The organism is Kitasatospora sp. NPDC052868, assembly GCF_044547105.1.
Taxonomy (GTDB): domain Bacteria; phylum Actinomycetota; class Actinomycetes; order Streptomycetales; family Streptomycetaceae; genus Kitasatospora.
The window spans coordinates 1-25,573 of sequence record NZ_JBITZW010000042.1 but is presented as its reverse complement, the minus strand read 5'-3'; the positions used below and the strand labels follow the sequence as shown (position 1 = coordinate 25,573).

Here is a 25,573-nt window from a genome sequence, read left to right as displayed (position 1 = left end):
CCTAGAGGAGACCGGGATGCCGTACGCCGACGACCAGGAGCAGCAGGACCACGAGGAGTGGTGCACCGACGCGCAGTGCCCGATCTGTCCGCCGGAGCCGACCTACGAGGAATGGGTGTCGCAGCAGATCGGCCCCCGGAAGGTCGGCGGCCGGTACAAGACCAGGAACGGCTACGAGTACGACGTGATCGAGATCGACCGGGGCCCGCGGCCGAGCACCCAGTGGCCGGTCTGGCAGATCACCATCATCGGCACGGAGGACGGCGCCAAGAGGAGCCACTGCACCGCGTGGGACGAGCGCGACCAGATCGTGCAGGAGCCCGGCGAGGTCGTGCTGGAGTGGCCCGCCGCGGCCGCGCGCGCCGCCGGGCTGGCAGCCGCCGAGGCACTGGAGCCCGGCGGCAGGGCCCGCTGAAGCAGCCCAGGCAAGACGGAGGGGCCCCGGGTGACCGGGGCCCCTCCGCCGTTTCCCCTCCGCCGAGCCGCTTCGGTCGGTTCGGGGAGCACCCTGTCAGGTGGCCTCTGACGCAGGTCAGGGCCCGCAGCCGCGCCGACCGCCCGTGCCGAGGGCGTCGCCGCCGTAAGAGAACTACTCGGCGGGGCAAGCGCGGGGGTGAACCGCCGTGACGTAAAGGGGGAGGTGTGGCTGGTCGAGCAGCGGGGGCCGCCGTCCGGCGCAGGGCGCCGGTCGGCTCGGTGCTCTCCGGCACCGGGTGCCGAACGCGCCGGCCGAGGGGGTGACCGTGCGAAGGCTGATGTCAACAAGTCGGCATATCGGATCTATCCCAGGTGGAAACGACGAAGGGCCCCGGCGCCGGCCGGGGCCCTTCCTGCTGACCAGGGTCAGCCGCCGTGCGGAGGAAGGCCCCGCTCGGCGAGCGCGACCAGCTGCTGCACCCGGTAGGGGTCGAATCCCGGCATCGGGGCGAAGTTGCGGACGATGTGCGGCACCCGCTTGGCCGGCACCACGGTGACCCCTTCCAGCATCAGGACGCCGCCCGGCACCGTCGCCCCGTGCACGGCGACGATGGCCCGCACCGGGACGCCGAGCACCCGTGCTGCCTGTTGGGCCTCCCACGCGGCCGTCTGCAGCGTCCTGGTCTGGTCGTACCGGCCGTAGAAGAGCCGGCCCCCGTCGAGCCGCAGCCGGGACTTCGAGCTGGTCCAGAACTTCGAGTCCACCATCACCGCCCCGGCCGGCCCGATCAGCAAGTGGTCGACGTTCGCCTTGCTGCCGGGCACCGCCCGGTCGTGCAGGGCACTCCACCCGTCGCGCTGCAAGGGGATCAGCATCTGCGCGGTGCGTCGCTCGCCCTCCGCTCCCTTCGTCCAGGAGTTACCCGCCGGCCGGTACACCCGGCGGGCAGCCACCGCGACGAGCAGCACCACCAGGACCAGGGCGAGCCAGCCCGACGCACCGACGAGCACCGCGACGACCAGGCCGACGACCGCGGCCGCCGGCAGAGCCCAGCGGGCCCGCGCGTGCTGGCGAGCCCGCACGGCGTCGCGCTGCTGTCGGCCCATCCTCTCCGCCGAGGCCCCCGCCCCGCCGCCGCGCTGCTGCGGAATCCCTACCACGTGTTCCCCTCCCGATAGTTGGCCCGGCGGGGACGCTCCCCGCCGGGCGGTTCGCTTACACCCGTTCCAGGTCGTGCGCGGCCACGTTCAACTCCAGGCCGCCCCGGACGTCGAGAGCCACCCGGTAGGGCAGCGGGGTGACGTACTGGCGGACGAGGACGATCTGGCCGGTCGTGCCGCGCGGCACGTCGTACGGGATCCGGCAGTCCTCCCCTTCGTCCTCCAGCCCCTCATCCACGGACGTCCCGTGCTGGCCGACCGCGAGCCGCACCCGGTCGCCCTCCCGGAAGACCAGCGAGCCCACGTGCCGCTCCCTCCGCAGCCGCAGGGCCGTCGCCAGCTGCTCGTCCCCGGTGGCCGGCCGCAGGTCGAGCACCGCGCGGAAGCCCCCGCTTCGGTGGTTGAGCCGGGTCGGTTCGCCCGCCACCAGCGTCACCGCGTCTTCCAGCACCGGCAGCAGCAGCTCCAGGACCTGCTCGCCGAGCGCTCTGTCATCCGTCATCAGGCGAAGCTGCACCATCAGGCCACCAACTCCCGCCCGGGGCCGGCCGGGGCCGGGACCACCGGGACGTCGCCGTGGCCCCGGGCCATTTCGCAGAGGACATCGAGCACCGCGCGGCAGTCGCCGAGCGCCCGGTGTCCTCCGCCGAGCGGCTGCCACCGGTAGTTGCCGTGGTAGTCCGACCAGTCCCCAACGAACGCGCTGTACGGCATCATCACGTCGGCGAACGTCATGCTGTCCAGCCAGGCCGCCGCACTGGCCTCCGGATCGGCATGCCCCTCCATCCGGTAGTGCAGGGTCAGCGCCCACCGCAGCCGGCCGACGTCGTACGAGGCGTTGTAGATCAGCACCCGACGACCCATCAGTGCCCCGGTGAGCTTCACCAGGATGTCGCTGAAGAGCGGTTGGCCCTCCACCATCTCGTTGGTGATGCCGTGCACGCGGGTCGCGCCGACCGGGATCGGCACCCCAGGGTGGAGCAGGGTGTCCAGCAGCACCTCCCCGTCCGTCGTGATGACCGCGATCTCCACCAGCAGGGAGTCCGAGTCCAGCCCGGTCGTCTCGGTATCCAGGACCACCACGGTCGGGTCAGCCAGCGCTGCCGCCGCCCACGCCTGCAGGCGCGCCACCTCCTCCAGCCGGGCCCGGCGCTCGGCCTCCCGCTCCCGCCGCTCGGCCTCCAGCCGCTCGGCCCGCCGACGGGCCATCTCCTCCGTGCAGGCCGGGCACACCCGCGGCTGCCACCAGCCGGTCGGATTCGCCTTCCGCCACCGCCGGTACTCCGCCTTGCTCGCCACCCGCGCCGAGCACTCGGAGAGCCCCCCGCAGGTCACGGCCTGCAGCAGCAGCCGGGCCTCCCGCTCCCGGCGCTCGGCCGCCACCGCGAGCCGGCACGGCGGACACATCCGGGCCGGGAGGTAGGCCTGCCGACGCACCACCGGGTACGGGCGAGGGCGGGTCGCCCCGCACTTCCCGCAGGTCCGGGCGTGCACCCGCCGTTGCGCGGCCGCCGCCTTGCCCCGGCAGTCCGTGCACTCCCCCCGCACGATGTACGGCCGCAGCACCGAGCACTTCGGACAGGTCCGTCGGGCCTCCATCCGGAGCTTGACCCGCCCCGGCAGCGGCCTCATCCGTTCCGCCCCCGCCGGGTCGTAGAGCGCACGCTGCCCGTACGTCGCACCGGCCCCCGGGATGAAGAACAGCGTGACCACGTACGCCAGCGGCAACTGCCCCTTCCTCACCTTCAACCGTTGCTGCCGCAGCTGCGTCGCCGTGCGCAGGTAGGCCGGCGCTTCACCGGAGCTGAACACCGGGACGCCGTCTTCCAGCCGCAGCGGCTCACCCCGCGCGGCCCGGCCGGGATCGGTCGGAGTTTCGATATCAGTCACGGGGCATCTCCTTTCCTCGGGGACATTCGGAGCGTATCAAGAAATACGCCGAACCGTGCCGGAATGCAAGCATCCGAGAAAACCCGAACCGATATTCGGGGCCGACACTTGAACTCATTACCGAAATGAATTCCAACAATGAAGATCCGTTGTTCTCCCCAACGATCGCATCACTCGTTCGGCTCAACGATGCTGTACCGGTCGAGCGCTTGGCGGACGATGCGGCCGGGGGAGTGCACGAGGTCCGCGAGGCGTTCGCGTTCGGCCTGCAGGTTCCCCGGCAGGTGGCTGACCCGGACCAGGCCGCCGTCGCCGAGGAGCGCGAGGGGTTCGGCGCTCACCCTCCATGAGGCTGTACGAAGGCGCCTCACCAGGTCGGTTGGCACCAGGTAGTTGCGCTGGCACAGCCTGGCCGGCAGCGCGGGACCGGGCCAGCGCCCCGAGAGCGCCATCCCCAGTTCTTCCTCCTCCGTGAGCTCTGGCCACGGGCCGGCCAGGTCCGGCTCGGCCAGGCGCAGGTCGAGAGCCGCGGCCACCACCTCCTCCAGCGGAGGCCACCACTCGGCACGGACCCGTGCCATTTCCAGCCGGGCTTCCCGCTGTGTCAACCCCTCTTTTCTCAGCTCTTCCAGATATTCACTCTGCTCTTTTCTGTACCGCTTCGAGCGGAGCGCCAGACGGCCCGCCTGCTGAACAGTGATGCTGGCCGTGAGTTTCGTTTTGTCGGTCATTTCAGATTACGGAGATCCGTTCTTACTCGGGGTCTTTCATAGCGTGTGCACGCTGAGACAGCCGGTCCATGAGGTCGACCACCTCCGCGTCGACCAGGGCAGGCGGAGTGCAGTCGGAGCGGTGTACCGCGTGCCAGCGGCCCGCGTCGGCGACGTCGACCAGGTCGAGGCCGGAGCGGCCGCAGCGCCGACACGTGACCGTTCCGGTCTCCGCGTTCCAGGCGTACGGCCGGGTGAGCGCGGCGGCCGCCGGGCCGGTGCCAGGCACGGCCAGCGGACGGCGCCCGGCGAGGGGGACCGGGGCACTCGCCGCCGGGACGGACGTCCCTTCCCACGGGTTGGTGCGCGGCCGCCGACCGGCGGGGGGCACCGGTTGCTGGGCCGGTCCGTTGCCGAGGGGACGCCGGGGGTTCTGCTGATCATTCGTCACCCGCACAGTCTGCCCCGCCGCCGAACGGTGCCGTGCCCGCAGGAGCGGCCCCGCCTGCAGGTCACGACGGCCTCCGGCGGGCCACCCAACCAAGAGGACCCGGGCCGATCCGTGCCGGGACTGACCCGCCGTTGGCAGTGGGGTGGGTGCGGGGGCCCGGTGCGGTCCCCTCGGAGGACGGCCCTCCGCACCATGGCACACCCCGGCGGAGACCTAGGGCAACCCGGTCAGGACTTTCCGCCGGCCGCCGCCCGAGGGGCGACGACCACCAGAAACTCCCGCCCGGGCCGGGCGCCCGGCGGCGCCCGGTCCCTAGGCCCCCACCAGGGCGCGCCCCCACCGTGATTGCCGCCCTCCGAGGGGACCACCCCGAGCCGGGGGAGGACTGGCGGCCGCCAGCGGAGAGCTGGGCAGCAGACAGCCGGCCCTTCCCCGGCAATACATTTCATTACATATCAAGCAATGCATTACTTGCAACGCAATGCGATGCAATGCTATGCTATGGGTTAGGCAGGGAGGGCGGACCGGCCGCCCGAGGCCCGCGCGAGCGAGGAAGGCATGCCAGTGAGCGAGCAGGCAGCGAGCGAGACCCCGACCCCGGAGGACAGCGCACCCCGGTGTGCGTTCCCGGGCTGCACCAACCCGCCGGCGCCCAAGACGCCCGGGAAGACCGGCGGCGCGCTGAAGTACTGCAGCGACCCCGACCACAACCCGTTGTCCGCCTTCCGGGAGAAGAAGCGTCTGCTCAAGGCGGAGGCCGCCGGCACCGGTACGACGGCGGAGGCACAGGCCTCCGACCGTCCGGTGCAGGCCGCCGTCGCCCGTCTTGCCGTGCTGAAGGACGACGTGCTGGCCGGGATCAACAAGCTGCTGTCGGAGCTGCCCCAGTACAAGGACTTGCTGGAGACGGCCACCGACCCCGAGGCCGCCGCCGCCGAGATCCAGACCGTGGACGAGGCCGCGAACGTCCGCACCGCCGAGGCCGCGAAGAAGCTCGCCGACGAGCACCAGCGGCGCATCACCGCGGAGAAGGCCGCCGACGCCGCCAAGGACGCCCAGGAGGCCGCCGAGGAGGCCGCCGCCCAGGCCGTCGCCGAGCTGGACGAGGCCACCACCCGGTTCAAGGCCGAGGCCGAGCGGCTGAAGACCGAGCAGCAGCAGGCCATCACCGCCGCCCAGGAGGCCGCCGAGGAGCGCGTGCGCGAGCACCAGGCCGCCGCCGACGCCAAGGTCGAGCAGGCCAAGGCCGACGCGGCCGCCGAGGTCGCTGCCGTCCGCGCGGAGACGGAGCGCTTCAAGGCGGACGTGGCCGAGGCGCGGAAGCAGGAGAAGGCCGCCGCCGAGCAGGTGCTGAAGGACCAGCAGCAGCGGGTCGACGCCGCACAGAAGGAGGCCGCGGAGGCCAAGGCCGCCGCCGAGGAGGCGAAGACCGAGGCCCGCGCCGCCGAGGAACAGACCAAGCTGGTCGCCGAGCGGTGTGCCGCCGAGGTCACCGAGGTCAAGGAACGGGCCGCCGTCGCCACGGCCACGGCGAAGGCCAAGGACGAGACCATCTCCACCTTGAAGACCGCCGCCGAGACCGCCGAGGCCGGCCGCCGGGACGCCGCCGACGCCGCCCGCCGCCAGGAGGACCGGGCCGCGAAACTGCAGGAAGAGGTCGAGAAGCAGGCCGCCCGGATCACCGAGCTGCAGCGCCAGCTGGACGAGGCCCAGAAGCCCGGCAAGGCCGTCTGATGACGAGCTGGAAGGCCGTCACCCGGTACGTGCCGCAGTGCTCCCTCTGCCTGAAGCCGTTCCGCGACGAGCACGGCCAGGAACTGCACCTTCCCGAGGAACGGTTACCGCAGGGCGTCCGGGAGCGGTTCACCGCCGCCGGGTGGCAGGTGACCGACTACACCCACACCGCCCGCCAGAGGCTGGAGTGCGCGGCCTGCAGCACGGCCCAGGCCGCGCGGGTCGAGCGCTACCAGGCCCAGCTCAACCAGCCGCTGGTCAAGACCGTGGACATGTCCGACAAGCTGGGCCCGGGCTGGACGCTCGGCCAGCGCGAGGGCGACGAGGTCACGCAGACGTGGGTGGTTGTCCACGACGGCCAGGTCCGCGGCATGGTCCGCCGCTACAAGCGCAAGGCGAGCGAGGGCTGGTCGCGCGGGTGGGAGGCGTTCTACCTCGGACGTGACGGGGCCGGGATGCTCCGCCAAGAGGCCATCACCGCCGCCAGCTGGTCTGACCGGTCGAACTCCCTCTGGCGAAGCCGGGATCTGGCAGCGTGGGGCGTGGTGACCCAGCCGGTCGGATACTCCGGCACCGTCCCCGGGTGGGCAACCCGGACGACCAAGACGAAGGAGAAGGCCAAGTGAGCGACGACGACCAGCCCTTCAAGTGGCAGCCCTGGGACGACATCGAACTGCCGCCCGTAGCTCCGGCCACCGAGCAGGACCTGGACGACACCGGGCGCCTGTCCCGCGAGTACGACCCCGGTCTGGCTGACGAGGGGTTGAGCTATGAGGACGTCACCCCGCCCGAGGAGATCGAGCGGCGGGAACGGCTGGAACACGAGCAGGCGTACCAAGACCTGGACTGGGGGTACGAGGAAGGGCTGTTCACCGAGGAGGAGTACCGCGCCGAGCTGGAGAAGCTGGACGCGTGGGGCGCCGAGCACGGGTACGACAGCCCCCAGGAGTCCCCGCCGGCCATCGACAGCCCGGCCGCCGAGCCGGAGTCGTGGGACGTCGCCCCGCCCGCCCCGGAGGCGGCCGCGGTGCCCACCGGCATGACGGCCGACCAGCTCGACGTCGCGATGGGCGCTGCCAGGGACGCGGCCGCCACCCTGCAACCGCCGGCCGCCGAGATCGCGGCGCCCCTGCCCGCCATCGAGGGGCCGACGCTCGGACTAGGCATCGAGCCGCCGTTCTGACAAACCCGCAGCACCACATACCCCTTGAGTCTTGAAGTTCAAGACTCAAGGGGTATGATCGTTCTTGAGATCGTGGTGAGGCACCAGGCCGGTTCCGGTGTAGGTGCGTCAGGTGGTGGTGGGTCAACCCCGGTGCGACATATCGGGATGATCTACACACATTCCGAGTGAGTGCGTGTCATCACCAGCGCGGACCGTCCGGGTTGTGAAATGCTGCCCGGTGGCTTAAACCCATCGATCTCGGAGTCGCCTAGACAGGCCCCAGACAGCAGAAAGCGCCCCGCCCGGGACTGCAATCCCGATCCGAGGCGCACGCCACGTCCAACTTCATACCGCTTCAGTTCTCCTTCAGCCCCACCGAGGTCGCCAAACTTCCCGGGGCCGGAGGCCAGGACGACACACCCTTCAGCATGCTCATCCGGGAGACGACTATAGCCGTCCGTCGCTCGGTCTGCACAGCACTGCCCAAAGACACGCCGGGTACGTCACAGACCGCTACCGACCGCCTCCGCCTAGGCGTTGAGGCCCATCACCCGTCACGGGGTCCGCCGGTTCCGCCTGCCCACGTCGCAGAGCGAGACGCGGCACCACCATGGCGGGTGGACGTCGTGAACATGCCCAGGGGAGACCGGACCCCGGAAACCGGCCCGTGGCCCCGTCCTGACGACGGCGGGGAGTCCGGACAGAGTCCCCGGTAGGAGAACGGACCGGGTTACCAAAGAACCGACCCCGGTAGCCCCCGGGAGGTAGAGAAGGCACAGCAGAGGCGGCTCACCCCAACCCCCTGAGCGGAGGGAGAGCGCTGCTGGAGCAACAGGCAAATGGAGCTGACAGCCGTTCGGCCTTGCCTCCGTGGGAAACCCGGGGGCGAACAAGGTGGACCCCAGCCGAGGCCCGGGCAGACCGGGCGGAGACGCGACCTCCCGAGCTGCCAGCACATCCCGGTCCCAGGGCGCGAGTAATCCCCGCAGCCCGGTTGAAGCAATGCGAACCGTGAAAGGGCGTACCGAAGGTGCAACCCCCAACCCGCAGTGCCAAGACCCCCTCTAGTGAGCAGGCAGAGCCCTTGGGACATCTGTCTGTTCACTAGGGGGGTCTCGCTTGCACCCGGCTCTGGGCACCCGAAGGAGGCGGAAACCCTCTCCCCACTACGGAACAGAGCCGGGTGCAAGCTTCAAGAGAACAGCCCCGCAGGGTCCTTATCCGCACTTCGGGGCCCGATCCGGCTATCTCTCGTGGACAAGCTCGGCTTGTTCTCGGGGCCGGATCGGGCCCCGAAGTTTGTGACAGCCCCCGGCGAAGCCGGGGACGATTAGCCCCGAACGAACGTTCAGCTTGCTCTTTAGCTGGCCATCCTCTCGTCCGTCTCGAAGATTTGCCGCTCCAACTGGCTCAGGATCAGTTGCACCGCGTAGGACCCCGACCTGCCGACCTTCCAGAGCGCACGGCCACGCTGGCCGGCGCCCCACGACCCGATCAGGTCCGCCTCCGAGTCCGTCAGCCCGATCGCCTCCCTGGTCATCCGGAGAGGCCGGGTGTCCTGAGCCAGCTGGATCCGCGTCTCGCAGCTGGCGATCAGGTCCCGGGCGATCGCCGAGGCCTCCGAACCCTCAGCCCCCACCGACTCGAAGTCCGACAGCCTGTGAGTCGCGAGGATCTGAATCGTGCCCGTCGCCCGGGACAACCGAAGGTCTTCGTCCACCTTGCGCACCATGGCGGCGCCACCGCTCCGCATCTGCCGCCACAGCTCATCCCGTACGACGATCCAGGGCCGGGAGCCCGGCCGGTCGATGGCCGACTGGGCCCAGGACGAGACGCAGGTCAGCACCATGGCCACCACTTCGTCGCCGGACCCGCTCAGCGCGGAGATGTCGACCACCTGCATGGGAGCGTCCCAGTCGAGCGCGATGCTGGTGGGCTGGTCGAAGAGGCCGCCCAGGTGCCCGTCGACCAGGGCCGCGAGCGCCCCGCGCAGAGGTGCCACGTTCTCCCGGGTGGTCTGCACGTCGCCGTCGCGGACCCGCAGTTCGCGGGCCATGCGCTCGGTCGGGTCGCGCAGGACGTGGTAGATCATGGGCAGGGTCGGTTCCGCCAGCCGTGTCTCGCTGGCGCCGGCCAGTTCCCCGGTGACCTCCCGGAGGGCGACGCTCAGCGCCTCCCCTTCCTGCGGCAGCAGCGGCCGACGCAGCTGCAGCTCCAAGAGGGCCGTCACCAGGGTGAGGCGGCGCCGGTGGATCTCCACCAGCCGGGCCTTCAGCTCCAGCGGATCCTTCAGCAACGCCAGGTCTTGGCCGAGCGGTCCGGCGTCCAGCGGGTTCAGCCGGCCGACCTGCCCAAGGCCGATCCGCACCGGTTCGACGCCGAGGTGCCGCGCGAGCGCGCTGTACTCCCCCTTCACGTCGCCCGCGATCAAGCTGCGGTGCCCGAAGGCGGCGAGCCGCAGGCACAAGGCCTTGATGTGCGCCGATTTCCCGGCGCCCGGGATCCCGGTCACCATCACGTTGGGGTTGGTGACCAGGCCCGCGCGCACCCACTCCGCCGGGTGCGCGGAGAACGTCTCCGACGTCAGGGTGTTCCACCCGATGTAGGCGCCGACCGGCGGTGCCGGCGCGGCGTAGAGGAAGGGGTAGAGCCCGCTCGCCCTCCCGGTGTCGGCGCGGAAGACCTCCGGCCGGACCCGCGCGGCGGATCGGCCGGCGAACGGGCCGCCCCAGCCGAGTCCGGGCGCTACCCGCATCGCGTCCTCCGGGTCCTCCAGCAGCTGGGCCCGCCGCAGTTCGCGGGCGGAGGGCTGACGCTGTGCGGGCAGGTCGACGTCGCCCTGCTGCCGGAGGATGTCGGAGAGCGCGGAGGCCGCCAGCGTCGTGTCGCCGCCGCCGCGGCGCCACCGGCCGATCACAGCGGCATCCTCAGGTTCGGCAGGCCCCGGCCGAGCGGCAGCGCGCCGGCCGCGAACGCGTCGTCCTGCGTTCCCCACGAGCGCTTGATGTCCAGGCCCGCCTCCGAGGCGTCCGCCTGCAGGTCTGCGCAGGCGGATTCGAGCTGGTCCAGGTCGGTGACCGTGACGCTGATCAGCGCGATCGTGCGGACGACGCCTTGCCCCTGGGCCCGGGCGACGTCCTGGGCGTGCGCCGTCTGCGCTTCCAGCAGCTGGTCCTCCGACTCGTCCCGGCCGGCCTTCCGCCGCAGTGTCCGCGTGGCCTGCCGACGGGTCTTCTCCCGGGCCAGTTCGCGGCGGGCCCGGGCCGGGGCGATCGGCTCGTAGACCAGGCTGAGGCTGCGGCGCGCGTTGGTCCGCGGCCGCAGCAGCGGCTGAAGGAACGTGGCGTACACCTCCGACTTGGGCAGACCGTGCACCTTGTAGGTGACGGTCCACGCCCCGTCGTGCCGGTAGCGGGTCCACGACGTCTCCGCCGCCGAGGGCCCGGCCAGGGCGGGGTCGACCCCGGCGGGGGTGCCCTTCCACCCGGGCCTGCTGGCGGCCGCCGCGCGGGCCGCGAGCATCAGCTGGGCGTCCGGGTCGTACGCGGTGCGGATGACCCCGGCGAGCGTGCGCGGGGTGAGCAGTTCGGTCACCTGTAGCCCGGCCGATGCGATCGAGGAGCCCATGGCGTGCCATTCCCGCATCAGCACCGCGGCCGCACCGACCTGCCCTCCGCCGGCGGACCGGATCGCCATCCGGGCCCGGGAGGAGGAGAGGGTGATGGACAGGTAGGTCTCCCGCACCGTCGCGGCCGGCCCGGCGACCGACATCAGGTCCGCGAGTGTCTGCACCGCCGCGGCCGGGGCGTCCGGGGAGATGTGCCGCTCGGTCCACTCCCGCAGCGCGGCCCCGTCGTCGGGCAGGCTGCGCTGGTGGATCTGCAGGCGGATGATCGAGCTGTCCTCTTTGCAGTGGCTGCGGAGGAAGGCGCCCCAGGCCCGCACCCGGTTGTTGGCGCGTTCGGTGTCGACCAGGCCGAGGCCGCTGTAGCTGATCCTCGCGACCAGGGTGTACGTCCCGTCCACGGGGTCATGGGCGATGCCCACCTGCCCGCCCAGGCCGTCGGGGGCGTCGAGAATTCGAAGCCGGGCGAGCGTGCCGGGCAGGTCCATCGGCTGACGGCCGTCGGCGGTCGAAGGCGCGAACGCGCCGGAGATGAAGGTGTTCCTCTTCGTTGCCACGGCGATCTGATGCCTTACTGCTAGGACGATCCATTCCTGAGCGCTGAGCCCCATCACCCGGCCGTAGGCGAGCAGGAGCAGGAGAGCCGCCACCGGCAGCGCCACCACGGCGGCCGACCAGCTGTGCCGGGTGATGGGGACGAGCGAGACGACGCAGGCCAGCGCGACGAGCACGAAGCCGGCGCCGGACAGATTCCCGATGAACCCGGCCCTTTCGGACTGCCACCCGGTGAACGTGTCAGGTTCGGCCGGGGGCATCACCACTGTTGTCATGTCAGCTCCCGGAGTTGGTCGGAGGTGCTGGCCGCGGGCGGACCGGCCCGGTCTGCGGCATCGGCTGTGTCGGGGCCGGCATCGGCTGTGTCGGGGTGTCGTGCGTCGGGGTGGGCATCAGCCGTGTCGGGGCCGGCATCGACTGCGTCGGTGTCGACTCGCGCTCCGTCGTCGCGGGCTGAGCGGGAGGTGTTGTTTCCCGCGGCGCGGTCGCCCCGCCGTCGGGCCCGCCGGACGAGTTGGGGCCTCCGGAGCCGGAACCGCCGTCCGTGCCGGAGTTCTTGTCTGCGGCAGACGGCTTGTTCGGCTGCGAGGAGTTTCCGGCACGGCGGGGGCCGACGACAGCGCCGCCGCTGTGCTGGGCGGGGCCGAGTCCGGCGTGCGCGGCCGCGTTGGCGGTCGCACCCTCCAGCGCGCCCAGGCCGGCGGAGGCAGCCTGCAGGCCCAGGCCGACGGCGGTTCCGGCGCCTCCGACCACCTTCCCGGCGCTCTTCCAGAAGCCCCCGCGGCCACCTCCGGCCGACGACGAGGTGGTGGCAGCGGTGTCCGATTCGACGGCCCGGGCGAACCCGGGGCCGGCACCGACGGCGCCCGCCCCGGAGACCGAGCCCGCATAGCCGCCGATGGCCGCGCCGGCGCTGGAGCCGAGGAGACCGAGCAGGCCTCCGGCCGCCCCGTTACCTCCGCCGGCGCTGGTGAAGGTGAGGAACCGCGCGAGGACGGGCCAGGCGAAGCAGGCGAGGATGAACATCAGCAGACCCGCGAGGACATTCATGATTCCGTCTCCCCGGGCCAATGCGGAGAATCCGATGGCGAAACACGTCACAATCGCCAACTTCATGAGGATCAGCGAGATCAGCGCGTTTCTGGCCTTGGTCCACCATTCGCGAGTGCCGTCGGAGAGCTGCCCGGCGAGGCTGATTGGCATGGTGGCGACCAGGATCATGATTCCGGCCTGCCGGACCAGGGTCTCCAGCCACAATGCGCCGACGGCGATAATGCACAGGATACCGACGACGATCACGACACCAACAGCCTGAGAAAGGACACCGCCTTCCGCGACCAGCGCGGCACCTCCGGTCGCGCCGCTTCCGCCCCCGGCGACCAGGGCGGAAAAGAGCGTGCCGAGCTGAGTCTTCATGGCTTTCGTTGCGTCGTCCGCCCCGGAACCGCCCCCGGCGAATGTGTAATTGACGATCCAGATACTGACCTGGTCCACCCACATCAGCGCTGCCTGAGTGGCCAGACCGTAGACACACAGGCCGAGCACCCATTTTCCGAGACCGGCCACGGCGACCCCGATCGGCCCGCCCTGCTGGCTGATGCCGGCCTTCCCCATCTGCAGGAACAGTAGGAAGAGAGCGACGATGACGGACAGCACCGTCATGATTCCGGCGATCTGTCCGATCCCCGCCTTGCTCAGATCGATTGTGCTGGCCTTGTTGAATTCTTCGGCGAACTGTTTCAGGAGCCAGACGACGCCGTCGCCGATTGTTGCAGCCGCTTCTTTGAGTGCGTCCGAGGCTAGTTTGCTGACTTTTCCGGCGAGCCATTGCAGCGGTCCGTTGGTTGGCGGGACCATCAATTGGGCGCTCAGCTGCTGGCAGTCATGGAAATTCTGGCCACCTTCGATGCACTTTCGGATGGCCGCGTCAGCCTCTTTGTAGCCGTACGCGTTATGGTCTGTCGCGTTCTCCCAGTCCGCCAGGTTGGCGAGTTCCCGCTGTTTGCGTTCTTCCGTGAGTTTCGGGTCATCGCATTTGCGGTTGTATTCTTCGCATTCGTCGTGAATTTCGGGCTTTTTGTAGAGGGTGCAGTTATTGGCCTCCGGCAGCATGCACCAGTGCTTATCGGGGTCGATACCCAGGGCGTCTGGGCTGCGGTCGTTCCACTGTGAGAACCACGTAGGGTCGGGCTTATTCGGAGGGCCGTTGGGGGCGTGGTACTTCGCGTCCGGGTCGTCCGTCACCGCCGTTGGGGCGGCTATCGCCGTAGGAACGGTCACCGTTCCCACGGACATCAGCACGGCGAGCAGGAGGGTCAGCAGGTGGAGGAGTCTGCGGCTACTCGGCATGGACCACCATCTGCCATCCGTCCTTCCAGGACGCCGTCGAGTCAGGTTTGTAGGGCAGCGGGGTGGTCTTCTTCGCGACGTACTGCGGCTCGGTCGTGATCTTCCAGTCACCGTCTTCCCACTTCACGATCACGTCGGCCATCTGGTTCTTCAGCGGGCTGTCGTCGGGGCCCCCCTTGGGCAGGGTCGCGGTACGGCTGTAGTGCATCGACACCTGCACCACGGATCCGTCGTCCGTCAGCGCCCAGGCCTGTGCCGCGTCCACGTTGGTGGTGATCGTCAGCCCGGCCGGCGTGCCGCCGGAGGGGGGCAGGCCGAGCTGTTCGCGCAGCTTGCGGACGTCGCTCACGGCCGTGTCGATGCTGTCTTCGCTGCCCTTTGCGGTGATGGCCGTTAGCTGGCGCCGCACCATGCTGTCGTCCAGCATGCTCAGCTCCTCCAGGTGGTAGACCGCCGCGGAGAGCGGGCCGTATCCGTTGCGGGGGAACCCGATGCTGGCGCCGTCGCGTTGGCCGGTGGGCTTGTTCAGCTTCACCGGTTTCCCCTTCTCCGGGGTCATGGTCGACGGGGGCTTGCTCGGCGTGGGCCCGGTGCTGGGCAGGGTCGCGGTTGCGGTCGGTGCCGGCGGCGCCGCCGGGTGGTCGTCGGAGAAGCCGTGCATCAGGAACACGGTCCCCCCGGCCACCGCGGCCGCCGTCACCAGGCCGACGGCGGCGAGCCGGAGTTGGGCCCGACGGGCCTTGGTCGGCTCCATCAGGACGCCATCGAGTAGAAGGCGAAGACGAGGCTGCCGCCGACGCCGAAGCCGACCGCCGCGATCAGGGACCAGATCACCGCTTGCTTGCCGCGGGCCGCCAGCCGGGCGTTCTCCGTGTTGTGCCCCACTCCGATCGCTCCCCACCCGCCGAGGTGGCCGAGGACGCACAGCGCCAGGCCGACGCCGGCCACCCAGCCGAGCACCGTCGCCGTGGGAGTCTTCACCGCGTCCGGGACGGATGGCTTGTAGGTGGGGATCGGGTTGTCGATCGGCCCCTTGGGCGTCGGGTCCTCCGCGAGGATGTGGTGGTGGCCGTCGGTCAGTGCGGTGTGGAGGAAGTCCAGGAGCTGGCTCACGGAATCGCCTTTCAGGAGCGGGCCGCCGGAACGGCAGCAGGGAGTGGAGCAGGAACGAGGGCGGCCGGCAGCGGTTCCCCCCATTCCTTGTGTGCGCAGGCGAGGACGGCCCGGCCGAGCGCGGCCGCGGAGTCCAGGGAGCGGGAGGAGAAGGCGCCGGACAGCCCGGTCGCCCGGACCTCCGGGTCGTAGCCGACACGGACGAGCGCGCCCACCCGCGGTTCGAGCATGGTCGCGCCGGCCCGCACCGCTGCAGGCGTCCGGCCGTCGCCGGTCGAGACCAGGGCGACCACCGTCCGGCCCAGCGGCAGACCGGCGGAGTCGAGCACCTGCAGCGTGGTCTGCAGGGCCCGCATCCCGGTCGCGGTCGTCGCAGCGGCGAGCACGGGCACGGTGTACGGCAGGCCGTACCACGCCGAGGTCAGCGAGGCGCCGCCCCTGCTCCGGGTCAGCACCACGTCGTGGGCCACCGGGTGGGTGGTGTCCGGGATGACCACCTGCCAGCCGCCGGCCGCCGCCAGTTGGTGCCAGGCACCGGGGGCGTCCGGGACAGGCAACGGCGCCGCGTCCCACGGCTGGTGGTCGGTCAGCACGTTCCAGTGCGCGCCGCCGGTCGTCATCGAGGAGGCGGCCGCGCGGACCTGCCGAGGGGTGAGTGGCTGCGTCGGGGGCAAGGCGACCAGGCCCTGCCCGGGGTCGGCCACCGATGGCCAGGGCGAGGCGAGGCGGTGGGCGAGGTCAAGCACCACGCACGAGCCCGCCGTGCTCAGACCCGCCGCGATCAGGGCCGCCACGGTGGAGCGGCCGCTGCCACCCACCGAGCCCAGGACCGGGACCATCAGCCTGGCTCCAGCGGGCAGTTCGGCCAGGTGGTCAGATGGTCGTTTTGGCACAGTTCGCCCCCCGATGTGCTGGGCAAGCTCCCCCTTACCCGGTGCGGCAGTCTAATCACGCCTCGCACACATGTCCCAGGGGTTACATTGCTGAGGGGCCGTCAAGCAGCGGTTTCGCCGGGGGGCTGCAGGAATGGTTCATCCCGATTAACGATCACTTCGGGGGATCGGCACGGCCGCTCGGCCTACCTGCGGAGTCCGCGGTTCCACCGCTGTCGTACTTCGTGGTGAGAATGGTCGACCTGCCCCGGCCTCCGGGGAGTCGACGTTTGCGAGTCCGGGGGGATTGTGGAAGTCAAAAAGGCTGCGGCGCTGGTCATTTCCGGCATTGCCATGACACCTCTCGCTGCGGGCATCGGTGTCGTGCTGCTGGTGGCGGCGACCGACAAGGACGAGCCGAAGGCCGGCGGTGTGGTGCCGGTCAGCTCCACCGTGCTGCGGATCGGACCCGGCGCCGTCCCGTCCCAGTTCGCCCAACTCATCCAGACTGCCGCCGCCAGCTGCGACGAAGGACTGAGCGCCGGCGTACTGGCCGCGCAGCTCAACGCCGAGAGCGGGTTCGATCCCCGCGCCAACTCCGGCCAGGCCCAGGGCATCGCACAGTTCACCCCGGACACGTGGAAGAGCTGGGGCAACGGCGGGGACGTCTGGAACCCCGCCGACGCGATCCCCGCGCAGGCGAGGTTCATGTGCTCCCTGCTCAAGGAGGCGAAGAAGCACCCGACCTACAACGGGTCGCCCACCGAGTTGGCGTTGGCCGGCTACAACGCGGGGTGGGGAAGGGTCGATGAGTACCGCGGCGTGCCGCCCCGGAGCTTCGCCGCAGGTCAGACGTACGACTACGTGCAGAAGATCATGGCGACCGTCGAGCAGTTCACCGCACCGCCGGAGGACAGCGGCCCTGTGCAGCTGCCCGCGGACTGGACTCTGCCCGAAGGGACCCCGCAGCAGGTGCGGACGGCCGTCGCGTGGGCACTCGCGGCCCGCGGCGGGTGGTATCAGTGGGGCGGGGACTGCGCGGCCCCGCTCGGCGACAACACCGAGCACCGCTGTGACTGCTCCAGCCTGATGCAACAGGCCTACCAGGCGGCCGGAATCTCGCTGCCCCGTACGACGTTCGAGCAGGTCAACATCGGACAGCGAGTGTCGATGGACGACCCGCACCCGGGGGACCTGGTCTTCAACGCCGGCAGCGACGGCAGCGAGACCCGCCCCGGCCACGTCGGCATGTACGTGGGCAACGGGCTGATCGTGGAGGCGCCCCGCACGGGGGTTCAGACCAGGCTGGTCACCTATGCGAGTTGGAGGCAGTCAACCAAGCCGATCACGAGGATCACCCACGTTGTCCGCGTCGTCCCGTCCTAGCAGGAGGAGAAGAGCATGCTGCACGAGGACCAGCTGGTGAGGCCGTGGGGCACGGTGAGCATGGACTTCTGGGCACCGCCCGCCGAGGCACCAGCCACGGAGCCTCCGACCCCGGGCGATGCGGAACCTGAGGCGTACCGGGAGCGGTTGACCGCGCTGAGCGCCAGGCTCACCGCGTCGCCGCAGACGTTCGTCTCCCTGCAGCTGGCCGCCGTCGAGGCCCGCGAGCTGGCCAGCGAGGCCGGGGCCGCGCTCGGCACAACCCACCCGTACACCATCGGCGCCCACGATCTGCAGGGGTGGATCGCCCACGTCCAGGGCCGCCACGGCGACGCCGCCCGGTGGCACCTGCACACCGCCGGCCTTCACGCGACCGCCTCCGGGGTGACCCACCAGAGCACCGTCGACACCGCGCGACGGGCGTACGGGATGTGGCAGTTGATCACCGACCCGGCCGAGCAGGCCGCCGTCGGCCAGGCCCTCATGCCGATGCTGACCGCCGTGCTGGGCGCGAAGAGCGCCGAGGCGGCCGCCGTCGCGGCGAGCACCGCGCGCCGCGGCGCCTAGGACGCCCGGCCGTTCAGCGGGTTCTTCCGTCGGTGGCGGGAGTCTGGGCTGCAGCCCAGCGCGTCGCATACGATGTCGCGCTGCAGGTCGGACAGCACCGAGGCGTTGTCGATGTCCTCCAGCGGGGGCACCAGAGCGAGGTCCCCGAGCAGGGCCGCCGTCCGGTCCTCCCTCTCCTCCGCCGACACAACGAGTTGCCCAGCCCTCGGGATGCTCCGTGTCCTAACTCCCTCATTTCTGGTCGAGAAAGTGAAACCGCCCCTGACCCGGTGCAGGTCAGGGGCGGTTTCGGAGTAGTCAGGATGACGTCCCTAGATCCAGGTCACTGCGATCTGCGGGGCGGTGCCGCGGGCACCGGCACTCGGGCCAGGGGGCGTTCGCGTGGTAGGCCAGCACGTCCGGCGTCGAGTCCACAATGACCCATCCGGTGTCGTTGGACCGGGTGCCGTCGGGTGCGACCTGGAATGTCCTGATGAACAGACCTCGTCGACGCTCGGCGGGGGGCACGAAGTCCGCAGAGGTCATCGGGCGTCTCCGTACCGCGCGTTCCTGACCAGCGCGCAGGGCCACCGCTCCTCACACCGGTCACACCGTCCGTAGTTGCTGCGGTGTTCGTCCAGCAGGATCCGGCTTCTGGTCCCCGCGGCATTCTCCGCCGACACCGTCGCCGGCGGCCGCTGCACGACGACCGGATTGGGGTCTACCAGGGCAACAGGCCCATTGAGGTTCCAGGGGTGCACGCTTCGACCGGTCGTCATCCGGGAGGCTCCAGGGGGATTCGGGGGGCGCGGAGTCACGGCGCCCCCGGATCGACGGGGTTCGATCCAGGGGCGCCGGCCGACCGGGCACGGTTCCACGGGTGCCGAGGGGGATCGGGTTCCTCGCGCCCGGTCGGCTGACTTTCAGTCAACGCGGTTCCACCGCCAGTGAGAACCGGTCAAGCTGGACTAGGAGTTGAACCGGTTGAACGACGTCTGGAGCCCCGATGGGACGACGGAACAGCACACCGAACACCGCGCTTGCCGCCCTGATGCGTGAGGCGGATTGGGGGAACGATCAGCTGGCGCGGGCGGTCTGCCGAACCGGCGCGGAGGCCGGGCTGGATCTGACCTATGACAAGACCAGCATCTCCAAGTGGCTGAGCGGGTCGCGGCCGCGTGCCGAAGTCGTCACGGTGGTCTGCGAAGCCTTCGCCCGTAGGCTCGGGCGCCCGGTGACGTCCGAGGAGACCGGACTGGGCACCGGCACCGAGGCCGACTCAGTGGCCGATCTGGTGGCGCTCGGAAGGGCCGACATGGACCCGACGCGCCGCAGCATCCTCGCCGCCGGCCTCTACTCGGCAGCACTGGCCGTGCCAGTCTTCGGCGACGGACCCGAACGGATCGAGCGAACCGCCGCCGGCCGAACGGTGAGGATCGGCGAAGGCGAGGTGTCCACCGTCACCGCGATGACCAACCGCCTTGCCGACATCCTGGACGAGCTGGGCGCCGCGCACGCCCGCCCGATGATGGCCGCCTTCCTGGTCAACTCCGTGGGGCCGTGGATGAAGGCGTCCGGCACGGAGGAGACGAAGAAGAGCCTGCTGGCCGCCGCCGCAGATCTGACCTATCTGACCGGGTGGGCAGCGATGTACGAGACCGCGCACGGGCTCGGCCAGCAGTACTACGTCCAAGCGCTGAAACTGGCCCGGAACGCCGAGGACCACGTCACCTACTGCCGCACCCTTCGCGGGATGGCCCTGCAGGCGTCGAACCTTGGCCACGGGAACCGGTCGCTGGAGTTCGCGGACTCCGCCGCCGAGGCGGCGCCGGCCGCAGGTCCCCGACTGCTCGCCTTCCTCCGTGGGCAGCAGGCCCACGGTGCCGCCATGGTGAAGGACAGGAGGCAGGCGTTCACCCGCCTACAGGAGACGGAGGCAGCACTGTCGCGCGCGGAGGGGCGCAACGACGCAGTCGGTGGCTACGACCGGGCAGCGTACGAGTTCCACGTGTCCCACGTGCTCTACGAACTGGGGGACCTGCCCGGTTCGATCGGCGCCCTTCAGCGGTCGAACAGGGCACGGCCGTCGAACGAACGCCAAGGCCGGGTCCACGGGCTCGGCCTGCTCGCCCGACGGCAGATGGAGTACGGGCACGTCGAGGCCGCGTGCTCCACGTGGGAGGCGTTCCTGGACGACTACGTGGCGATCAGCAGCGTTCGCGGTGACGAGCACTTCGCGGAGCTGCAGTCCGGCATCAGGCCGCATCGTGGCCTTCGCATCGCTGCCCAGCTCGACCAACGCGCGCACGAGGTGGCCGCGCTCAAGGCCGCGTGAGGCCGAGGTCCGACAGCGGCTGACCCGGGGGACGAGGTGTTCCGCCGGGTCAGCCGGTGATGCTGAGGAGTTGGTGGACCCGCTCCCCCGTTGCCCAGCGGCGGACCAGGTCTCCGGACACCAGGTGCAGGCCTCCCTGCCGGGACGCCCACAGCACATCGCCGCGGCTGTACGTGCCCAGCGAGACGATCAGGCGAACCACCCCGCCATAGCCCGTCGTGCCGACGGCCCGCAGCGGAGCCGGCGCCGGCCCCGGGCTCAGGGTGTCCTCCTCCCAGTCCGAGGGGCGGAAGACCACGTCGATCCCGCGTCCGGACCGGCGGTCGGTGCCCACGATCCGGGGCTTGCCCTGGTAAGGGGCCGACATGACCCGCCAGCCGTCCCGGCGCAACAGGCTGAGCACGACCGCCGGCAGCTGGCCGTCAGTCAGCGAGGCAGCCTCAGCATCGGTGTAGTGGCCCCGGCGCCGCCGGACGACGGCCCCACGCCAGCGCACCAGCCGGACGACGAGGAGCGCGTAGGCCGAGCCTCCGAGCAACAGGCCCAGGCCGTCGAGCAGCTGCCAGCACCACAGCAGCCACCAGGCCCCGGCGACCAGAGCGAGGACCAGCGCGACGACGGCCGGCGCCAGTTCCCGCAGCGTGGGAGGTGCCTGTCCCAGCGCCTGCAGCTGCAGCCGACGCTGGAGGCGTTCGCGCTGCCGCCATGCTCTGCGGCTGCCCGGGGTGGGGTAGCGCCACGACACCCCGCGTCACCTCCATCTTCTCCACCAGCCCAGTTGACGCCCCTACTGATACCCGGTCAGGTACGGCGCCCGCCAGCAGGTCAGCGACGATCCGGCCAGCGCACGGGCGTTCCCGTGCGCCCCCTCTCCCCAAGTTCCCGCCGCCAATTTCGCCGAATCGACAACCTAGATTGTCGAAGACAACTAGCATTGTCGTCATGGAGAACGCGGAGGGGTTTTGGGCCCCCATCAACCCGGCATACCAGGAACCGACGGACGGCCAGCTGCAGCAGCTGCTGGCCGACTTGGACGACGTCGCGTGGCGCACGGCGGAGCGGATCTCCGTCCGCCTCGGTCGGACCTCCGGCGAGGTGCCGGAGCGGACGCGCGAGTCGATGCGGACCATGCCGGACCTGCAGCTGTCGCGTCTACGGGTTCTGCGCGAGATCGGCCCGGCCGTTGAGGAGCTGGCGAACCGGGCCGCCTGCCACGCCGGCGCAGTCGGGGCGACCTACCCGCAGCTGGGGGACGCGTGGGGCATCAGCCGACAGGCCGCCCGCAAGCGGTGGCCCGGTGTGGTCGGCATCCCCGCCCCGCTAGAGGCGAGCGAGTTCGAGATGGCCGGCGGAAGCGCCCGGGTCAGCTGGCACAGCGAACTGGGCGGGTGGTGGTGGATGGCCAACGCCGAGAACGGCGAGTACGAGGAGAGCCCGGACGACGTGACGTACGAGACCAAGGAGGAAGCCGGCGCGTACGCGGGGGCGTTCCTGGTCTCCAACCAGCTGGAGAAGGGGGAAGCGAAGTGACGACGGCGAAGAGCACAGAGGCGGCCGCGGAGGTGCTGGCCACCGCGGTCCGGGAGCTGGCCGAGGAGTTCCCGATGGCTGGCGGGCCGGTCCTGCTGACCGTCCGGACCGGTACGGGGCCCGCAGTCGAGATGGAGCTGACCTCCGAGCTGGCCGAGGCCATTGCGCGGGCGGTCGGGCGGGAGGGCGCGAACTGGCGCGAGCAGCACGGCGACCAGTCCGGGACGTGCGCGCACTGCCACGGAGGCGGCCGCGCCGACCAGCGGAGCAAGTGCCCCTCCTGCTGGGAGCCGGCCCTGGTCTGGCGCACCCACCGGCCCACCGACCCCCCGGAGTTCGGGTGGTGGCAGTGCGAACAGTGCGAGTTCATCGTGTTGGGCTCCTACTTCCCCGCCAACCTGATGCCGGTCGCCGATCTGGTCGTGGACGAGGCGATGGCCGAGGACCCCGAGCACCCCGAGGTGTGGGTGGACGCGTTCCGTGAGTTCCCGTTCAACGGCCCGTTCAACGGGCCGCCCCTCACCGACGACCAGGTCCGCGCCGCTCTGCGGGACGCGCTCGACCGCCGGGGGCTGGCCGAGGTCCCGGTGCTCGACAGCCCGGAGCCGACCGAGTCCTACTGACGGACCCCAGGGCGGCCGCAACGGCCGCGGCCGCCCTCCATCTGAGAAGGAGGAACACGTGATCAACGCACAGCAGACCGCCGTCGTCAGCGAGGAGACACCGACGGCCAGCGACGCCCAGTGGGCCGCCGCGCTTACCTCCGTGACGGAGCAGATCAGGGCCACGGACGGGAAGTCGGGCACGCTGCTGACCGGGCTGGGCCTGCCGCTCGCCGTGCTGACCGCCGCCGTCCAGGGACGCGAACTGACCACCGTTGCCACCGTCCTGGTGGGACTCGGCGGCGCCGCCCTGGTCGTCGCCTTGCTGCTGGTCCTGCTCGCCGTCCGCCCCTTCCTCGCTCCCCCCGACACCGCCCGCGGATCGTTCCTGTACTGGTCGAAGTGCGAGGAGCTGGGGGAGCTGGTCGCCGACGTCGCCGCCGAGACGACCTCCGAGCACCGGGCGGAGCGGATCAGGGATCTGGCCCGACTCGCCCACCGCAAGCACGCCTTGATCCGCCACGCGATCCACACCACGATCGGCGCCCTGGTCCTACTCGGCGGCGCCCTGCTCGCCGGTCTGGTCTGAGCATGGCCCAACGGCGCAGCCGCAGCGACCTGCCGTGGGCCGAGCTGGTCGCGGACCAGGGCCTCCGCCTCCGGTACGAGGCCAAGGTGCACCGACGCGGGACCGACGCCTGCCACTTCTGGATCGGCGCGATCTCCAGCTCCGGGCACGGCAAGCTCAAGACGTCCAAGGTCGAGGGCCGCCCCACGCTCACGATCACCGCGCACGTGCTGGGCTGGGCGATCGAGTACGGGGCCGAGTCCGTCGCCACCGTCGAGGTGATCCGGCACAGCTGTGACAGCCCGAGCTGCAACAACCCCCGGCACTGGTTGGCCGGCACCCGCCGGGACAACGTGTTGGACTACGCGTCCCGCAGCCGGATCGCCGGGCACGCGCTTGACGACGAGCGCGGCGCCGCCGGCCGGGCGAGCGCGATCCGGGCCGCGATCCTCGCGGCGCAGGCCTCCGGCGAGGACGTGGACGCCGCGATCGAGCGGGCCATCATCGCTGGCCAGCCCGGCGGCGCGTGGCAAGACCCCCTCTTTTAGCACCAACGACAGCGGCCGCGGCCGCAGAGGAGAAGAACTCCATGAAGGTGCAGATCGTCAGCTTCGGTTTCCTGAACGGGCCCGTCCCGGAGGCGCACGTGGTGCTCGACCTCCGCCACCACTTCAAGGACCCCCACGTCAGCCCCGAGCTGCGGAACATGACGGCGCGCGACCAGGCCGTGCGGGACACGGTCCTGGGGACCCCCGGCATCCTGCAGGTTGTCGCGGCCGCCGTCACCATGGCCCAGTCCTACGCGATGGGTCCGCAGGCGGAGACCATCGTGCTGCGGGTCGCCGTCGGCTGTGCCGGCGGCCGCCACCGGGCCGCAACCGTGGCCGAGGTGCTGGCGCAGCAGCTGCTGCTGGCCCAGTTCGACGTCCAGCTGACGCACCGCGATCTCGACAAGCCGGTGGTCAAGGACGGGCGGGGGGCGGGCAGGGCCGACTCCTACGCCGACGCCATCGAGCCCGTGCTGACCAAGTTGCTGGACCAGGCCGAGGACCTGGACGACGTTGACGCCCAGGTGCTGGCCGAGAACGCGGCCGGAGCCTTGGTCAAGGCCGGGTACTGACCCCTCAGCAGGTCAGCCCCAGGTAACAGTCGACCCCCCGGCAAGGGCACTGCCGGGGGGTCGACCCGTCCCGGAGCCTACCGCCGAGGACGCGGGCGGGGCGCAGCAATCGGGGCACAACTTAGCAGGTGCACGCTAGGCTGGAGCCATGGTGACAGAGACGAAGGGCCGTGAGGGGACGCGGATCATCACCGCGCTGGAGCGGGTGTGGGCGCAGATCCAGCGGCACCACCCAGAGGTCCCGGACTGTGTGATGATCACTGGCAGCGGGCTGACGGGCCGCAAGGGCCGGGGCGGGCAGCCTGCCGGGATGAAGCGCGGGCACCACTCGGCGGACAAGTGGGTGGAGCCCGGCGGTCGGGCGCCGGAGATCTTCGTGGCGGGGGAGTTGTTGGCGCTCGGTGGGCGCGAGGTGCTGCAGACCCTGTTGCACGAGGCCGCCCACGCCGTCGGCGCCCGGCGGGGGATCAAGACCACGTCGTCCCAGGGCAACCGGTGGCACAACCGGCGGTTTGCCGAGCTGGCCAAGGAGCTGGGGCTGGAGCCCCCGAAGCGGGCGCAGCCGGTGCTGGGGTTCAGCTTCTGCGTGGTGACGGACGCGACGTTGGCGCGGTACGCGCGCGCGGTGCAGGGGTTCGACGGGGCGCAGCTGCCGTTCCTGGAAGCGGGTGCCGGCGGGGCGGCCGGGGGAGTCGACGCGCCGAAGGAGAAGAAGCCGCCGGCCGAGAAGACCGGGGGCAAGCGGGTCAAGGTGCTGTGCGGGTGCGAGCCGCCCCGTACGCTCCAGCTGACGCCGAAGTCCCTGTCGGACGGGGCCGTTCTGTGCGGGTTGTGCCATGAGGCGTTCGCGCCCGATCCGGCCGACGGGCCCGTGCCGGGCGAGGGGGCGGAGGGCGACCCGGCCGGGGGGTGAGCGTGCTCGGCGAGGAGGGGCCCGTGGACCGGGTGACGGTCTGCGGGCCCTGCCGTTTGTAGGCCTCCGTGTCCTTGGCGGCGCGGCGATCACGGGTCGCCCACAACATCACACCTACGCTTGGGCAACATGCACACAGCACCCAGCGCCACTGAATTGGCCTCTGGTTGCAGCGGTGGCCGCGTTGCCCTCCTTGTGGTCGGCTTGCTCCTGATTGTCTTGGGCTTGATCGGCGGCTTGGGTAATGCTCGGGACGAGTACAACCAAGCTGACAACTGGTCATGTTGCCTTTGGTGCTGTGCTGCCTATGTGTTCGCACTGGCTGGCGTGGCCATGGCCGGGCCGATGTTGCTGAGGCTGGTGCAGGGGCACGGGTTGTGCGGTAGTTAGCCGCAGGTGGGTGCCTCGGGTTGTGCCTCGGGTTGGCCCGATGCCGCCGGGCGGTGGGTTCTGGCGGTGGGTGGCCAGGGTCGGCGGGGGCGGGCGTTCATGGCGGGTGCACGCTAGACCAGGCCGGGCGCCGGCGCGGGT

The 25,573-nt window shown here is 71.0% G+C and carries 26 protein-coding genes; 13 read left to right on the top strand and 13 right to left on the bottom strand.

The genetic code is table 11. The annotated features are described in order from the left end of the window. The first annotated feature begins 16 nt into the window (after positions 1 to 16). Positions 17 to 415 carry a hypothetical protein gene (locus ACIGZJ_RS36105; protein ID WP_396461260.1) on the top strand — a complete coding sequence of 133 codons (399 nt, stop codon included), beginning with the start codon at positions 17 to 19 and terminating at the stop codon, positions 413 to 415. 428 nt (positions 416 to 843) lie between these two features. On the opposite strand, the gene ACIGZJ_RS36100 is transcribed toward ACIGZJ_RS36105, so the two are convergent. The 5 genes from ACIGZJ_RS36100 to ACIGZJ_RS36080 form a co-directional block, all read right to left on the bottom strand. Further along, complete coding sequence (locus ACIGZJ_RS36100) at positions 844 to 1,578, bottom strand: nuclease-related domain-containing protein (protein ID WP_396461259.1); 735 nt, start codon at positions 1,576 to 1,578, stop codon at positions 844 to 846. A 55-nt stretch (positions 1,579 to 1,633) separates the two neighbouring features. Further along, positions 1,634 to 2,080 carry a hypothetical protein gene (locus ACIGZJ_RS36095; RefSeq protein ID WP_396461258.1) on the bottom strand — a complete coding sequence of 149 codons (447 nt, stop codon included), beginning with the start codon at positions 2,078 to 2,080 and terminating at the stop codon, positions 1,634 to 1,636. A gap of 17 nt (positions 2,081 to 2,097) precedes the next feature. After that, the gene (locus ACIGZJ_RS36090; RefSeq protein WP_396461257.1) at positions 2,098 to 3,468 is read right to left on the bottom strand and encodes an exonuclease domain-containing protein; all 1,371 of its coding nucleotides are present in this window, start codon (positions 3,466 to 3,468) and stop codon (positions 2,098 to 2,100) included. 170 nt (positions 3,469 to 3,638) lie between these two features. After that, positions 3,639 to 4,199 (bottom strand): hypothetical protein, encoded by a 561-nt coding sequence (locus ACIGZJ_RS36085; RefSeq protein WP_396461256.1) that lies wholly within the window; start codon positions 4,197 to 4,199, stop codon positions 3,639 to 3,641. 22 nt (positions 4,200 to 4,221) lie between these two features. Continuing rightward, entirely contained in the window at positions 4,222 to 4,629 is a 408-nt protein-coding gene (locus ACIGZJ_RS36080) for a hypothetical protein (protein ID WP_396461255.1), read from the bottom strand. 564 nt (positions 4,630 to 5,193) lie between these two features. Here ACIGZJ_RS36080 and ACIGZJ_RS36075 point away from each other — a divergent pair. Genes ACIGZJ_RS36075 through ACIGZJ_RS36065 form a run of 3 tightly spaced genes read left to right on the top strand, consistent with a single transcriptional unit; the run spans position 5,194 to position 7,546 of the window. Then, positions 5,194 to 6,363 (top strand): hypothetical protein, encoded by a 1,170-nt coding sequence (locus ACIGZJ_RS36075; RefSeq protein WP_396461254.1) that lies wholly within the window; start codon positions 5,194 to 5,196, stop codon positions 6,361 to 6,363. Continuing rightward, entirely contained in the window at positions 6,363 to 6,989 is a 627-nt protein-coding gene (locus ACIGZJ_RS36070) for a hypothetical protein (RefSeq protein ID WP_396461253.1), read from the top strand. Before ACIGZJ_RS36075 ends, ACIGZJ_RS36070 begins: the two co-directional genes overlap by 1 nt. Then, positions 6,986 to 7,546 carry a hypothetical protein gene (locus ACIGZJ_RS36065; RefSeq protein ID WP_396461252.1) on the top strand — a complete coding sequence of 187 codons (561 nt, stop codon included), beginning with the start codon at positions 6,986 to 6,988 and terminating at the stop codon, positions 7,544 to 7,546. Before ACIGZJ_RS36070 ends, ACIGZJ_RS36065 begins: the two co-directional genes overlap by 4 nt. A 1,342-nt stretch (positions 7,547 to 8,888) precedes the next feature. Here ACIGZJ_RS36065 and ACIGZJ_RS36060 read toward each other — a convergent pair. The 6 genes from ACIGZJ_RS36060 to ACIGZJ_RS36035 are packed head-to-tail and all read right to left on the bottom strand — an operon-like array spanning position 8,889 to position 16,009. Further along, positions 8,889 to 10,445 carry a type VI secretion protein gene (locus ACIGZJ_RS36060; RefSeq protein WP_396461251.1) on the bottom strand — a complete coding sequence of 519 codons (1,557 nt, stop codon included), beginning with the start codon at positions 10,443 to 10,445 and terminating at the stop codon, positions 8,889 to 8,891. After that, positions 10,442 to 11,983, bottom strand: coding sequence for an SCO6880 family protein (locus ACIGZJ_RS36055; protein ID WP_396461250.1), 1,542 nt, complete (start codon positions 11,981 to 11,983; stop codon positions 10,442 to 10,444). Before ACIGZJ_RS36055 ends, ACIGZJ_RS36060 begins: the two co-directional genes overlap by 4 nt. A gap of 1 nt (position 11,984) precedes the next feature. Then, positions 11,985 to 14,057, bottom strand: a complete 2,073-nt coding sequence (locus ACIGZJ_RS36050; protein WP_396461249.1) for a hypothetical protein — start codon at positions 14,055 to 14,057, stop codon at positions 11,985 to 11,987. After that, a complete protein-coding gene (locus tag ACIGZJ_RS36045; protein WP_396461248.1) occupies positions 14,047 to 14,811 on the bottom strand; it encodes a hypothetical protein in 765 nt (254 codons plus the stop codon). The genes ACIGZJ_RS36050 and ACIGZJ_RS36045 overlap by 11 nt, the downstream gene beginning before the upstream one ends. Next, positions 14,811 to 15,170, bottom strand: a complete 360-nt coding sequence (locus ACIGZJ_RS36040) for a hypothetical protein (RefSeq protein WP_396461247.1) — start codon at positions 15,168 to 15,170, stop codon at positions 14,811 to 14,813. Before ACIGZJ_RS36040 ends, ACIGZJ_RS36045 begins: the two co-directional genes overlap by 1 nt. Positions 15,171 to 15,181: 11 nt before the next feature. Then, positions 15,182 to 16,009: a hypothetical protein gene (locus ACIGZJ_RS36035; RefSeq protein ID WP_396461246.1), complete on the bottom strand. Its 828-nt coding sequence runs from the start codon at positions 16,007 to 16,009 to the stop codon at positions 15,182 to 15,184. 387 nt (positions 16,010 to 16,396) lie between these two features. On the opposite strand from ACIGZJ_RS36035, the gene ACIGZJ_RS36030 reads away from it, so the two are divergent. Both ACIGZJ_RS36030 and ACIGZJ_RS36025 read left to right on the top strand, forming a co-directional pair. Then, on the top strand, positions 16,397 to 17,428 hold the full coding sequence (locus ACIGZJ_RS36030) for an NlpC/P60 family protein (protein WP_396461245.1): 1,032 nt from the start codon (positions 16,397 to 16,399) through the stop codon (positions 17,426 to 17,428). Between the two features lie 15 nt (positions 17,429 to 17,443). Next, on the top strand, positions 17,444 to 17,995 hold the full coding sequence (locus tag ACIGZJ_RS36025; protein WP_396461244.1) for a hypothetical protein: 552 nt from the start codon (positions 17,444 to 17,446) through the stop codon (positions 17,993 to 17,995). Here ACIGZJ_RS36025 and ACIGZJ_RS36020 read toward each other — a convergent pair. Continuing rightward, entirely contained in the window at positions 17,992 to 18,183 is a 192-nt protein-coding gene (locus tag ACIGZJ_RS36020) for a hypothetical protein (protein WP_396461243.1), read from the bottom strand. The two genes, ACIGZJ_RS36025 and ACIGZJ_RS36020, sit on opposite strands and share 4 nt — an antisense overlap. 797 nt (positions 18,184 to 18,980) lie before the next feature. On the opposite strand from ACIGZJ_RS36020, the gene ACIGZJ_RS36015 reads away from it, so the two are divergent. Then, positions 18,981 to 20,309 carry a hypothetical protein gene (locus ACIGZJ_RS36015; RefSeq protein ID WP_396461242.1) on the top strand — a complete coding sequence of 443 codons (1,329 nt, stop codon included), beginning with the start codon at positions 18,981 to 18,983 and terminating at the stop codon, positions 20,307 to 20,309. A 49-nt stretch (positions 20,310 to 20,358) separates the two neighbouring features. Here the strand turns inward: ACIGZJ_RS36015 and ACIGZJ_RS36010 are convergent, their stop codons facing one another. Beyond that, positions 20,359 to 21,054 carry a hypothetical protein gene (locus tag ACIGZJ_RS36010; RefSeq protein WP_396461241.1) on the bottom strand — a complete coding sequence of 232 codons (696 nt, stop codon included), beginning with the start codon at positions 21,052 to 21,054 and terminating at the stop codon, positions 20,359 to 20,361. Between the two features lie 197 nt (positions 21,055 to 21,251). Between ACIGZJ_RS36010 and ACIGZJ_RS36005 the strand changes: the two genes are divergently transcribed. The 6 genes from ACIGZJ_RS36005 to ACIGZJ_RS35980 all read left to right on the top strand — a co-directional run bounded on the left by ACIGZJ_RS36005 (position 21,252) and on the right by ACIGZJ_RS35980 (position 25,042). Continuing rightward, complete coding sequence (locus ACIGZJ_RS36005) at positions 21,252 to 21,839, top strand: hypothetical protein (RefSeq protein ID WP_396461240.1); 588 nt, start codon at positions 21,252 to 21,254, stop codon at positions 21,837 to 21,839. After that, on the top strand, positions 21,836 to 22,462 hold the full coding sequence (locus ACIGZJ_RS36000; RefSeq protein WP_396461239.1) for a hypothetical protein: 627 nt from the start codon (positions 21,836 to 21,838) through the stop codon (positions 22,460 to 22,462). The genes ACIGZJ_RS36005 and ACIGZJ_RS36000 overlap by 4 nt, the downstream gene beginning before the upstream one ends. 58 nt (positions 22,463 to 22,520) lie before the next feature. Then, complete coding sequence (locus tag ACIGZJ_RS35995) at positions 22,521 to 23,030, top strand: Pycsar system effector family protein (protein ID WP_396461238.1); 510 nt, start codon at positions 22,521 to 22,523, stop codon at positions 23,028 to 23,030. Between the two features lie 2 nt (positions 23,031 to 23,032). Further along, positions 23,033 to 23,557 carry a hypothetical protein gene (locus ACIGZJ_RS35990; RefSeq protein WP_396461237.1) on the top strand — a complete coding sequence of 175 codons (525 nt, stop codon included), beginning with the start codon at positions 23,033 to 23,035 and terminating at the stop codon, positions 23,555 to 23,557. 41 nt (positions 23,558 to 23,598) lie between these two features. Next, positions 23,599 to 24,129 (top strand): ATPase, encoded by a 531-nt coding sequence (locus ACIGZJ_RS35985; protein WP_396461236.1) that lies wholly within the window; start codon positions 23,599 to 23,601, stop codon positions 24,127 to 24,129. A 148-nt stretch (positions 24,130 to 24,277) separates the two neighbouring features. Next, complete coding sequence (locus ACIGZJ_RS35980) at positions 24,278 to 25,042, top strand: hypothetical protein (RefSeq protein WP_396461235.1); 765 nt, start codon at positions 24,278 to 24,280, stop codon at positions 25,040 to 25,042. The last annotated feature ends 531 nt before the right edge of the window (positions 25,043 to 25,573 follow it).